This window comes from Paenibacillus sp. FSL H8-0259 (assembly GCF_037963255.1).
Classification (GTDB): Bacteria; Bacillota; Bacilli; order Paenibacillales; family Paenibacillaceae; genus Paenibacillus_AQ; species Paenibacillus_AQ phytohabitans.
Map to the genome: position 1 here is coordinate 2391651 of NZ_CP150147.1, position 12867 is coordinate 2404517.

The following is a 12867-nucleotide window of genomic DNA, read 5'->3' on the forward strand; positions in this document are numbered from 1 at the left end:
TTGTTCATTCAAAAAAGGGTAAGGAACAAAGTAATCGCAGGAGTACTAGCTGTATGTCTATCCATACTGCCGGCCGGCGCAGCTTTTGCGGGTAATGTATCGGATCTCAGCGGAAACTGGGCGAAGGAGCACATCAGTAAGTGGATGGATCAAGGTCTGATCTCCGGCTACCCGGATGGTGAATTTAAGCCGGATCATCCGGTCACGCGGGCTGAATTAACGGTTTTGATTAATAGGGCTTTTGGGTTCACTGAGACTAAGAAAGTTAATTTCAGCGATATCTCCAGCAGTAAGTGGTATTATTCAAGTATTTTGCAGGCCAATGCCGCGGGTTACGTTCAGGGCTATGCGGATGGGACCTTTAAGCCGGACCAGAAGATTAACCGTCAAGAAATGGCTGTTATCATCAGTAAATTGCTCAAGCTGACAGCATCGGCTGCGGCTCCTGAGTTTAAGGATATTGCCGGAAGTCCTGATTGGAGCAAAAGTGCTATCCGGGCTGTAAGCGAGCAGGGGATCATGACAGGCTCCGGCGATGGGAATTTTCGCCCGCTTGCTTATGCAACCCGTGCGGAAACGGTAGTCATCCTGGATAGAGCTTTATCCTTGCCCGATGCAGATTCCGGGGAATATGTAATCATCTATGATTCGCCGGGTACATACGGTCCGATGTCGGGAATGTCCGAAGTAGACAGTGATGTAGTAATTAATGTGCCAGGTATCACACTCCGTAATATGAACATTACTGGAGATCTGCTGCTGGGAGAAGGCATAGCTGAAGGCGATGTGCATCTCCTGAATGTAACGGTAGGAGGTAACACCGCGATTGAAGGCGGCGGGGCGAATAGTATTCATCTTGCGGATTCGACACTGGGTTCTGTGCGTATTGACAAGAAGGATGGCAGTGTAAGACTGGTTGCTGAAGGAAAGACCCAAATCAATGATCTTCAGATCAAGTCCGCTGCAGCCGTAGAAACACTCAGCGGAGCTTCAATCAGCGCCCTCACGTTATCCCGTGAAATTCCAGCGGATGCCCGTATCCTTTTGACAGGTAACTTCAAGGCTGTGAATATTCTTGCATCACGTCTTAACATTGACATCAGCGGGGGCACTGTGGAGGCAGTCAATGTTGATAAAACAGCGGGCAGTAATAAATTGAGCAATAGCAGCAGTATCAAGTCTATGATAATGAACGCCGGTATACAAATTTCAGGTAAAGGCAACATCGGGAATGCAGTCGTCAACGCTTCGGGCATTACAATAGAGAATGCGCCAGAGAAAATTACCATGGGCAGCGACGTTCCGGCAGATGTGAAAATCAATATAGCCGGTTCTGATAAAACGGCTGCTGCGTCTTCTGTAACTCCAACAGCGGCCGTATTAGTTGGCGGCGGGGGTGGAGGCGGAGGCGGAGGCAGTGCGGCAGAAATGCCGGCGCCAACAGCAGCACCAACGCCTGAACCAACGGCGGAACCAACCGAAGAGCCAACGCCGGTACCAACGGTGAAGCCAACGCCGATAGCGACAGTGAAGCCAACGCTGGTACCAACAGCAAAGCCAACGCCGATAGCGACAGCGGCAGCAACGCCGGTAGCGACAGCGGCAGCAACGCCGGTAGCAACGGCGGCAGCAACGCCGGTAGCAACAGCGGCAGCAACGCCGGTAGCAACAGCGGCAGCAACGCCGGTAGCAACAGCGGCAGCAACGCCGGTTTCATCAGCTACACCAACAGCAGCGACTTCGCCGTCATCGTCACCATCGCCGTGGCCGATAGTTACACCGATATCCACACCGTGGTCAACGGTGGCACCCACACCGCCCATTGTAGATCATGGGGTTGTACAAGGGGTCATTGAGCGTGCAGACGGGAAGGCTGCCGATTCCGGTACCTTGTATTTGGAACGGGACAGCGATCATATGATTTACAGCACTGTACTAACGAATGGTGAATTCTCTATAGATTTGCCGGACGGGCCCTACAAGATTTACTCCATGCGTTCCACAACTACACAGGAGATTATTTCACTCTACTATATGTTTTACGTTATGAATGGCAAGGCAGATAGAGAGGTGCATATCCTCATTCCTGAGCAGCAGGCGGGCACGATGCAGTATTCGGACGGGACCGCGGTGGAGAATGGAGAAATTATTGTAAAGCGCTTAGACAGCGGACCGCTTGCCTGGTATAGTGCCGAAATCCAAGCAGGTAAGTTTAACTTATATTTGCCGGACGGTCATTATAATGTAGAAGTCTTAATCTATGGCGAAACTAACAAACAATTAACCATTAATCATTCATTTGAGGTCATTGACGGGAAAAGCAATTTGAATATAACATTGCCACCCAAAATTGAAGGAAGTATTAGCTTCGTGGATGGTTCCCCGATGCACGATGGCTGGCTGGAAATAAGTAATATGGGTGCAGTGAATACCGGGCTTTATAAGGTTGATGTTACTGCTGGTAAGTTCAATCTTTATTTGCCTGATGGCGACTATAGCATACAGACGCTGAACACTAAGGATTCAGAAAGTATACCTTTACGTACACAGATAAAGATTGTTAATGGTGAACCTGCCTCAGGGCCTATTGATATCAAAGTACCTTTAGCAATATCAGGCAAGATCTATAATGAGGACGGAACTCCATATGTTAATGGTATATTAGTGATCACAGAGGTTGGCACTGCTTCACCGCTTCTGTATGCAGCAACGATTAAGAATGGCCTGTATGATTTCTATTTGCCTGATGGCTCATACCGGGTACTTATTTTAGCGGAAAAAATGTACTCCATCTACAATGCCAAATTCCCGTATTATAGTTTCTCGGTGCTGGACGGGCAGTCTGATCCGCAAGAGCTTGTAATTCATTTGCCATCTAATAATGTTACCGGCACTTTGAAATATGATGATGGGACCCCGCTGCCGGACGGCTATATTGAATTAGGCAGTGGTCTTGGCGGAAAGGATTATCTCAAAACAGTTGAGCTGAAAAATGGGGTTTTCGGTGCTGATTTTCCGGATGGGGAATACGATGTATTCATCTATTGGGATGCCGAGCATCCTAATAGAATCGAAATAAATTGTAAATTTAAAGTTGAAGAGGGCCTGCTTGTTGATCCCCTGGACGTTACTTTGGCTAAGGAATAATAAACGAATACAGCAGTCTATGAAAAAACAGAGCAGCGCTTCCCGTCACAGGAGAGCCGCTGCTCTGTTGCGTGTAGCATTAATTCAGTATACAAACTTCCGCTGCGCCCAATAGCTGAATACGAAGACCGAGATTTCTGTCAGAATCTTGGCTGCAACCAGCGGGATAATCAGCTTCTCATTATAGAAGTAGAGCAGCCCGTAATTGAACAGCAGCACAAGGACTACGAGGGAGAAGTACTTGGGCAGTGACTGGAGGCGCGATTGTTGGCTGCCGCTGAATACATACTTCCGGTTTACCGAGTAGTTGAAGACTGAGCTGCATAATCTTGCGGCCGCGACAGCCAGGAACAGGTTATGGGTCAGGCTCTGGAACAGGAACAGCAGTACGAAGTCCAGCAGGCCTGAGATCAGCGAGGAGGTGCTGAACATCAGAATCGGCAGATAGATCCGGAAGGAGTCGATCAGCGGCCGGAAGTGGGAGGATTTATTATCCTCCAGATAGACGGTATCGATATACTCCTCAGTAATAGTATAACCCTCTTTGTGGGCGCTCAGCAGCATGTTCATCTCATATTCGAACCGTTCGCCGGGAATCCGGCACAGCCAGTCCAGCATCTGGAACGGGAAGCCGCGCAGGCCGGTCTGGGTATCATAGATTTTGGTGCCGGTAGTTAGTGCGAAGACTGAGCGTGTCACGGTGTTTCCGAACCGGCTGCGCAGCGGAATGGTTCCGCTGAACCGGCGGCTCCCGAGAACAATGCCGGGTTTGCTCTGGAGCAGCAGCTTTTCGGCAATCCGTTTGATGTCATGGGGCAGATGCTGTCCGTCACTATCAGCGCAGATCACATTACCGTGCAGTCCGGTTTCCTGGATATGACGGAAGCCTGTTTTGAGGGCGGCACCTTTGCCGAGGTTGGTCCTATGGGTCAGGAGGGTGCAGCCGAATGCCGCAGCCCGCTCGAAGATTCCCCGGTAAGCCGGGCCGCTGCCGTCATCGACCAGTATAATGGGTCCTAGCGGATATTCGTTCAGCTGCACAATTAAATCCAGCAGCCGTTCATCTGGTTCATAGGCGGGGATTAGTACAGTCATCCGGGTTCACTCCTTAATATAAAGTATGTCGCTGACGCCGCGTTCCTGGTTTTTGCCCAGCGGATTATTCACGACCCGGCCCATGAAGTACATGGTGGAGGAACCGCCGCCGTCCAGATTGTAGGCTTCTGCAGCTCCGAGGCCTTCCATCACATCAGCAAGCTCGGCAAGGGTCATCCCGCGGCTGTAGCCTTCCTTGCGTCCGTCAACTACAACGAACACGTAGTGGTTCGGGGCGATCATGCCAATGGCGGTCCGGGGATTCGCATCCTGAATCGAACGGTTGCCGAAATTGTTATCGATTTTGACACTGCTGAAATCACTGACGATCTTGCCGTCCTGAATCAGAATCGGTCCGAAGGACAAGGTGTTCGTAACCCCTTCAGCCAGCAGCTCAGACGAAGAGACTTCCTCCTCATCATAGGTCTGCATCGTTCCGTCTCCGAACAGAGCCATCGCATCCCGCACCGGATCATCCCGGTACACGGTTCCATTGCGGATAATCACGCCGTCTTCACGGAAGCCGTAGTAATCTCCGTTAATGGCGAAGATCGCATTATTAGCGGAGGCAATCACCGAGGTGTCCTCCGTAATATTCGTACCGAAGCTGTTATCGGCAAAAGCGGACCGCAGGCTGCCGGCATCCTTCAGGACCACATCTGCGACAAAATAAGTGATCTGGTCTGACCCGCTTCCCGTCTGGACCTGATCAATCTTTACCTGGATATCGTCACTGCTGTAGCTCCAGTCATCCGATGTTGCATTCACGTCAGCTGTTGTTGCTGCTGCTGTTGTTGTGCCTGTGCTGCCGGTACCAGCGGTTCCGGCGGTATCGTCTGTGACGACGACCTCAACATGCTCAATCAGATAACGGTCTGCCAGACGATATACCACTGCGCCAAGGCACAGGAGGATGACGAGGATCATAATCAATAATTTTCGTTTGCCGGTACGGATTGCAGTGTTGCCTGTATTGCGTGTGTTGCGTGACTTCATACCGAAGCACCACCTCTTCAATTAAGTTCTTAAGGCTCATGATAAGTGCCATTCCTTAAATGAATCTTAACTGGCGGTATCTGCGGGGAACGGAATGTGCGAGTAACCAAGGGTTGATCTGTTGATGATGTGTTAATCTGTTGAGCTGTATTTGCATTAATGTTGTACGTACTACAACTTGGCATTGCAAATAGCTGGTGTTCGGGAGGATTGTTGCAGGAAATACAACAATTGTCAGGATAAACCGCTTAGAGGAGGGGAAAAGCTGCATTCCATACAACAATTCCGGATTAAGGCCGCTTTTATGAGCAAAATGTTGTATTACGGGCATGATTTTATAAAAAAGTAATGTAGTAGAATCGCGTCCGCAGCATTGGTATACTTTAACAAAAGCTCCATCCGATCATGATTTCAGGGAGGTCATCAGCCGTGAAAGTAAAGCCTGTCTCAAAACTGCTGTGCAAGCTGAGAATAATGGTTGTACTGTTCAAAAGGTTGTCCAGGGCAGCTCTTCCGGCGCTACTTCTGCTGGTTCTGGTTACAGGCTGCTCGTTATTTGATGGTGGCGGCTCATCCGCCATCAGTCACAAGATTGACCAGCAGGAGGATGTCATATCCTCTAACGGCGGCGTAATCAGCAATTTGGACAAGCTGGACAGTTTCATGGAACGGGGAAGCGGCAGCCAGCGGATAGTGCAGTATACGATTGAAGGCGATCCGATCTTTATTGAAACGCGGTATAAAGGCGGACGGCTGGAGCTGAGTTATGATACCACTGAGGATGCCTTCGGACCCCGTGAAGTGAAGACTTACAGCTGTGATGAGCTTGTACGGACGGAGGAGAAGCATCAGTTGAAGTACTCCCTGAAGGGCTGCGAGGGAGAGGCCGTGAATCAGGATATACTCACTGTTGACTTCGATCTGGGCCGGCAGGATAAATTTGAATTTATCCTCAAATACGGGTTTAATCTCAGGAATGAGATCAATACGGTGAATCAGAACCTGGTAAAAGATATGCTGGACGGTACTGTCATCGAAATCAGCGATTATGGCTTGCCGGTTGAAGACCGACAGAGCATTTACCGGAAGCTGGTGCTGTCCAATTATCTTGGGGAGAAGCAGCTTAGTACAAGCTGCAACCTCAAGCCGTATGAGAGCTATGATCTGACGGTGCTGATCAATAGTGCCGAGCGGCATTATGCCTGGAGCGAATGTGATACCGGGAGGGATGGCAAGACCATGACGGAGGCCGCAGATTACATTATCGGGCTTGTAGAAGCCGGGGATAGTTACTTACAGCTGCCTGCTGCTACAGGCGGCGTCAAATAGGATTACAGGAGGTTCAATATGCTGCAGCGGGTGCTGCTGATTGAGGACGATGAGGCAATCAGCGAAATGGTAGGTTCATATTTGACTAAAGAGGGCTATGAGGTGGAGACGGCATTTGACGGGGAGGCGGCGGTGAAGAAGTTTGTGGGCGGTCCGTCATATGATCTGGTACTGCTGGATCTGATGCTGCCGAAGCGCAGCGGTACGGATGTGCTGCAGATGATCCGCAGCGGGAGCCTTGTGCCGGTGCTGATTATGTCAGCGAAGGACAGTGATGTAGATAAGGCGCTGGGGCTTGGCTTCGGCGCAGATGATTATATCACCAAGCCGTTCTCGATGATTGAGCTGGCAGCACGGGTGAAGGCGGCGATCCGCCGGGCCGGGTACGCAGCGCAAGGGAGCCAGGCTGCCGCCGGCAGTCAGGCGTCTGCCGGGGAGGAGCCGCAGCCGGCATCGAAGGTGATTAAGCTGCGTGGACTAACGGTCGATCTGGATAACTTCTCGGCGCAGAAGAACGGGGAAGAAGTGAAGCTGACCGCCAAGGAATTCCATATCCTGAAGCTGTTTGTCAGCAGCCCCGGGCGGGTATTCACCAAGGCGCAGATTTACAGTCTGGTCTGGGAGGATGACTACTTCGGGGATGAGAATGTAATTAATGTACATATGCGCAGACTGCGCGAGAAGATTGAGGACGATCCCTCTCATCCGGAATATATCAAAACGCTGTGGGGCATCGGCTATAAGCTCGGAGATATGCAGCAATGACAGCCTTGTTCATTATCATCATTGCGCTGCTTCTGCTGGTCCTTGTCCTGCAAGTAATGCATTCGCGGCAGCACGCACGCCAGCTGAAATATATTCATACCAAGCTGGAGAGTATTGTGGAGCGCGGCTCGCATGAACGGCTGCTTCTGATGAGCAGCAGTCCGGAGCTGCAAATCCTGCTGACCGATCTGAACCGGCTGCTGGATGTCAATCATAAGGGAGCTGTAGAACGGGCCAGGCTGGAGAAGTCTATGCGCAGTATGCTGGCTAACATCTCCCATGACCTGAAGACCCCGCTGACGGTGGTGCTGGGGTATATTGAGACCCTGCTGCATGATAAAGACATGCCAGCGGAAGAGCAGGAACGTATTCTGCGTACCATTCATGCCAAAGCGGGGGAAGTCATTACGCTGATGAACCGTTTCTTTGATCTGGCCAAGCTGGAGTCAGGGGACCGGGATATCCCGCTGTCACGTGTGGAGCTGGGTGAGGTCTGCCGCAGGAATATTCTTGCTTTCTACGATATTCTCAGTGCCAAAGGTGCTGATGTGCAGATCGAGATACCGGATGAGCCGCTCTATATGATGGGCAACGATGATGCGCTGGACCGCGTGTTGTCCAATCTGTTGTCGAATGCTATTGCCTACGGTGATGCCGGAGGGGCGCTGGGGCTGAAGCTGTACAGCGATGCCGGTCAGGTGTGTATAGAAGTGTGGGACCGGGGCAAGGGCATTGCCGAAGGCCATGAGGACAAGGTGTTCGAGCGGCTCTATACCTTGGAGGATTCACGCAACCGCGACTACCAGGGCAGCGGCCTGGGGCTGACCATCACCAAGCGGCTCACCGAGCAGATGAACGGCCGTATTTCCTTAAGCAGCAAGCCGTACGTCCGGACGGCATTTACGCTTTCTTTTCAGCGGCTGACCTTCTGAAATAATTCCGGTTCTGGCGGGGCGGTCTGCGTATCCTTACGCAGCTTAAGAATTTCGTAAGATTCAAGTAATAAAAAAGCAAACTCCGCCCTGTAGAATAAATACCAGGAAGACAAAGAAGAAGTCAAAGGGGATAACGGACATGACAACGATACTCCGGACATGGGATTTAACCAAAGTCTATGAGGATAAGGAAATTGTACGCAGCGTGAATATGGAGATTAAGCAGGGTGAAATTTACGGGTTCCTGGGACCCAACGGCGCCGGCAAAACGACGGTGATGAAAATGATTACGAATCTGGTGAAGCCGACGGCGGGCGAGATTGAATTTTTCGGAGACAAAATGACCCCCCGCTCTTATGAAATGCTAAAGCGCATGGGCAGCATCATTGAATATCCGGTCTTCTACGACAAGCTGAGTGCCCGCGAGAACCTGGCGCTGCATGGTGAATACATGGGATATTATGATGTTCAAGCGATGGAGGAAGCGCTGGAGCTGGTGAAGCTGAGTGCAGTGGACAAGAAACCGGTGAAGCAATTCTCCCTGGGGATGAAGCAGCGGCTGGGCATTGCCAGAGCGGTGATGACCAAGCCGGAGCTGCTCATTCTGGATGAACCGATCAACGGGCTGGACCCGCTCGGCATCAAGGAGCTGCGCGAGGTGTTCCGGATGCTGAGCCGGGAATACGGCATGACCCTGCTGATCTCCAGTCATATTCTGGGCGAGATCGAACAGATTGCCGACACGATCGGCGTGATCCGCGAAGGCGTGCTGGTGGAGCAATTGGCGATGGATACGATCCGTAACCAGAATACACAGTACATTGAGCTGATTACAGGCGAGTGCACCAAGGCCGTCTACATCCTGGAGCATAAGCTGGGCTTAACCAATTATAAAGTGCTCGACCCGCGCACCATCCGGATCTATGATGATATTCCGCAGCTGGAGCTGAGCAAGGCGCTGGCCGAAGCAGATGTGGAGCTGGAAAGTATGAGCAAGAAACATCATTCGCTGGAAGATCATTTTGTAGAACTGATGGGAGGTGCCCACAATGCTTAAGCTAATTCGTTTGGAGCTGCGTAAGAACAAATTCAATTTTCTCAAAAGTGTGCTGATTGCCGATCTCGCCATTCTGGGCTTCATGGTCCTTATCGCCTTTACATCGCTTAACGAAGGGGAATTCAGCACGTATCCTGATTTGTTTGATGGTGTGTTCGTTTTTGTAAAAGCAACATTTATCATCTTCGCCTCCGTATTGATAAGCAAGCTGGTAATCGACGAGTACAAGAATAATACGATCACTGTGCTGTTCATGTACCCGGTTCCCCGCAAGATGCTGCTGGCTGCGAAGCTGATTATCGTCTTTCTGTTTACGTTCCTGAGCATTTTCCTGTCTGATATTGCAATCAGCAGTATCCTCACCGGCATTGATTATTTCATGTCTGACGTGATTCAGGGTACTGTATCACAGGATCTGATCACCGCAAACCTGCTGAAGGCCGGAACGGATGCGCTCTACGCGGCAGGCATTGCACTGATTCCGTTATACTTCGGGATGCGCCGCAAATCCGTACCGGCTACCATTGTCTCCGCCGTCCTGATTGTCATGCTGATCTCATCCGGCTTCGGAAACGGGAGCTTCCGGATGGGCAATCTGATCTGGATTTCACTCTCGCTGGCGCTGGTCGGTGGGGGAATCGCGTATCTGTCGATCCGGAATATCGAGCATCAGGATGTTGCCTGACGGGCAAGGCTGAGCCGCTGTGATTGTATGAGATGAATGCCGTCCCTTCAGGGGCGGCATTGTTTCTGTTTAGTTGAACAAGCGCTCCAATCCGGCGTTTTTGTGGCGACCTATAGCGGTTTTTTTGTTATAATAGTAAATAATTCAGAGATTTCTACATAATCAGAGTTTCTCCGCAATCTACGGTCCTATAATATAGCAGGAATGAAGCAGCAGAGGAGGTGGGCCATGCATAAAGATTGGGCTTCTATCCTGGGCCGGGCACTTTCTGAAGAAAGTGCTTATAGAGCGTTGTTCGATCATCATCCGGATCTCATTATCGTGCTGGACAGACAGGGGCGTTATGCCGACAGCAACCGGACCTTAAGTGCAGAGGATGCAGCCAGGCTGATCGAATGCCGGATGCATCCTCCCGGCGAGGGCTATTTCGCATCTGCTCTGGCCGGTATTACATCCAGCTTCGGGTTAATGGTGGAAGCGGATGAAGAAAGCGGAGTAAAAGCAGGGAATTCCGGGGGTAATGCAGTTTCTGTAAGGTATGTGCCGCTTCATACAGATGAAGGCATTGCCGGTGTATTTGCCATCATTCATGATACCGGGAACCGGCCGCTCTCTCTGCTGCTGCAAAGCTGGGAACGCATGAGCAGACAGGAATCTGCCGGTGCTGAACGCATTGGACTTGAGTGCGCGGACTTCCCTCCCCTGACGGACGAGGAATTGCTGACAGAGGAGGAACTGCCGGTTTCAGAGTTTATTTTTGAGATGGCGGAGGATAGACGGCTTAGTCTGATTCTCAATTCCGTCTCGGCGGGAATCTTCGGACTGGACACGCTGGGCCGGACGATCTTCATCAACCGTGAAGGGGCCGAAATGCTGGGCTATGAGCCTTCAGAGCTGGCCGGACTGCCGATGATGGAAATGATTCACTATATCCGCGGGAGTGCAGCCCGGCATTCACCGCTGGAATGTCCCATCCGGCTCACCATTCAAGATGGCGTTACCCGCAGCAAGGCGGATGAAATCTTCTGGCGCAAGGACGGGACCAGCTTCTTCGTGAACTACCGGATTGCCCCGCTGCTGGATAAAGGCATGATCTGCGGTGTGGTCGTCTCCTTCAGTGATATTACGAACGAACGGGAGATTCTCCGGGCCAAGGAATCAGCTGAGCAGGCTGCACAGGCCAAGTCTGATTTCCTGGCGATGATGAGCCATGAGATCCGCACCCCGATGAACGGCATGATCGGGATGGCTGATCTTCTGCTGGAAACCAACCTGGAGGAAGAGCAGCGCAGCTATGCCGAGATTCTGCGCAGCAGCAGCTACAGTCTGCTGCAGATCCTCAATGATATTCTCGATTTCAGCAAGATGGAAGCCGGCAAAATGCCGCTGCAATCGGAGAGATTTGATCTGCGTGAGATGCTGGAGGGCATCATTGATCTGTTCACTCCCAAGGCGGAGGAGAAGAAGCTCGCCCTGCGCTGGTGGGCGGATACCAGCGTGCCGGATATTGTCACGACCGATCCCAGCCGCTTGCGGCAGATTATCGTCAATCTGGTCGGCAACGCGCTGAAATTCACCGATCAGGGCAGCGTGACTCTGTCGGTGAAGAATATTCCGCTGCCGGCCTCGCCGGAATACCTGCTGGAGTTCTCTGTCCGTGATACAGGGGTAGGTATTGCTGACAGCAAGCTGAACCTGCTGTTCCAGTCCTTCTCCCAGCTGCATCCGTCCATTAACCGTAAATATGGCGGCACCGGACTAGGGCTTGCGATCTGCAAGCAGCTGGTAGAGCTGATGGGCGGAACGATCTTCGTGGAGAGCGAAGAGAACCGGGGATCGATCTTCCGGTTCATGCTTCCTTTTGTGAAGGAAGAGGTTGAAGCGGAAGCGGGAGTTGAACAGGCTTAACCTAACAAACAGCAAGCCTCCGGGAGGAGACTTGCTGTTTGTTTTTGCGGCCGGCTTGCTAGCCTGATGTTCCAGGATATAGCGGGTTCAGCTGCCCCTCAATATGATCCGCAATCAGCGTGTAGAATTCAGGGAATCTCGGGTCCCCTGGACTCCTGATTTCTTCAAAGGTACGGATATATAGCCCCTGAGAGGCTACTGAAGTGATAATATCGCCCACAGTCCAGCCCCGCGTCACCACTTGTGCTAATCCGGACCGTTCCTCTTCGGGAAGCAGCTTGGCAAAGGCAACCTCACCTTCCTTGAGTGTATCGTCAAAATAATTACCCGTAGGATGCTGAAGATTCCGGGTTGTCATCCATGCCCTGGCGAACGGGTGGAAATCCGTCAGCATGAGCCGGCCGTTTGCCGTTAACCTTCTGCTGACCACAGAAAAAATAGCATTTAAATCCGTAAAGTAATGCAAAATCCCGAACTCCATCAGGACAACGTCGAAGCTTCCCAGAGCTTCCTCACCGGGGATATTTAAGACATCTGCACAGATGTAGTTCAGCTTAACACCCGCCGCTGCCGCTACTTCTCTGGCATACAGCCGGTTCTCTTCGGATATATCCACGACAGTCACCTCAGCACCCAGCAAAGCGAAACAAATCGCCTTCATTCCGTGAGAACCGAGCAGGTTCAGTACCTTCAATCCTGCCGGGTTGCCTATGTACTTCAGCCAATGCCGCAACGGGTGCCTTGGATCCTGCTTCAACCGCCCGGCAAGCTCCTCAGGTGATCCATGGTGCTGTATCCAGGCCTGATATGCTTTCGTTTCCCAAGCCGTCTTATTCGCACGTGCCATCTGCTCCTGCATATAATGCCTCCTTGATAAAAATGGAAATTGCTGCTTTCTGATTTTACTATACTTTTTTTACTATGCAACAACTAAAAACGAATCCTTATCT

The 12867-nt window shown here is 51.3% G+C and carries 10 protein-coding genes; 7 read left to right on the forward strand and 3 right to left on the reverse strand.

Features of this window, described 5'->3' with window-relative positions; translation table 11 throughout:
• Window positions 1-3147, forward strand: a complete 3147-nt coding sequence (locus NSU01_RS10145; RefSeq protein ID WP_076242692.1) for an S-layer homology domain-containing protein — start codon at window positions 1-3, stop codon at window positions 3145-3147.
• Between the two features lie 84 nt (window positions 3148-3231).
• Here the strand turns inward: NSU01_RS10145 and NSU01_RS10150 are convergent, their stop codons facing one another.
• Together NSU01_RS10150 and NSU01_RS10155 are read right to left on the reverse strand one after the other, a co-directional pair.
• Window positions 3232-4242, reverse strand: coding sequence for a bifunctional glycosyltransferase family 2/GtrA family protein (locus tag NSU01_RS10150; protein ID WP_042135223.1), 1011 nt, complete (start codon window positions 4240-4242; stop codon window positions 3232-3234).
• 6 nt (window positions 4243-4248) lie between these two features.
• Window positions 4249-5238: a phosphodiester glycosidase family protein gene (locus NSU01_RS10155; RefSeq protein ID WP_076242693.1), complete on the reverse strand. Its 990-nt coding sequence runs from the start codon at window positions 5236-5238 to the stop codon at window positions 4249-4251.
• Window positions 5239-5667: 429 nt separating this feature from the next.
• Between NSU01_RS10155 and NSU01_RS10160 the strand changes: the two genes are divergently transcribed.
• The 6 genes from NSU01_RS10160 to NSU01_RS10185 all read left to right on the forward strand — a co-directional run bounded on the left by NSU01_RS10160 (window position 5668) and on the right by NSU01_RS10185 (window position 11917).
• Window positions 5668-6567 (forward strand): DUF4362 domain-containing protein, encoded by a 900-nt coding sequence (locus NSU01_RS10160; protein ID WP_076242694.1) that lies wholly within the window; start codon window positions 5668-5670, stop codon window positions 6565-6567.
• Between the two features lie 21 nt (window positions 6568-6588).
• Complete coding sequence (locus tag NSU01_RS10165; protein WP_076242851.1) at window positions 6589-7332, forward strand: response regulator transcription factor; 744 nt, start codon at window positions 6589-6591, stop codon at window positions 7330-7332.
• Window positions 7329-8264, forward strand: coding sequence for a sensor histidine kinase (locus NSU01_RS10170; RefSeq protein ID WP_042135226.1), 936 nt, complete (start codon window positions 7329-7331; stop codon window positions 8262-8264). Before NSU01_RS10165 ends, NSU01_RS10170 begins: the two co-directional genes overlap by 4 nt.
• 142 nt (window positions 8265-8406) lie before the next feature.
• Window positions 8407-9324 carry an ABC transporter ATP-binding protein gene (locus NSU01_RS10175; RefSeq protein ID WP_042135228.1) on the forward strand — a complete coding sequence of 306 codons (918 nt, stop codon included), beginning with the start codon at window positions 8407-8409 and terminating at the stop codon, window positions 9322-9324.
• A complete protein-coding gene (locus NSU01_RS10180) occupies window positions 9317-10009 on the forward strand; it encodes an ABC transporter permease (RefSeq protein WP_042135230.1) in 693 nt (230 codons plus the stop codon). Before NSU01_RS10175 ends, NSU01_RS10180 begins: the two co-directional genes overlap by 8 nt.
• A 228-nt stretch (window positions 10010-10237) precedes the next feature.
• The gene (locus NSU01_RS10185) at window positions 10238-11917 is read left to right on the forward strand and encodes an ATP-binding protein (RefSeq protein ID WP_052421756.1); all 1680 of its coding nucleotides are present in this window, start codon (window positions 10238-10240) and stop codon (window positions 11915-11917) included.
• A 58-nt stretch (window positions 11918-11975) separates the two neighbouring features.
• Here NSU01_RS10185 and NSU01_RS10190 read toward each other — a convergent pair whose 3' ends face one another.
• On the reverse strand, window positions 11976-12776 hold the full coding sequence (locus NSU01_RS10190) for a class I SAM-dependent methyltransferase (RefSeq protein WP_042135231.1): 801 nt from the start codon (window positions 12774-12776) through the stop codon (window positions 11976-11978).
• Between the last annotated feature and the right edge of the window lie 91 nt (window positions 12777-12867).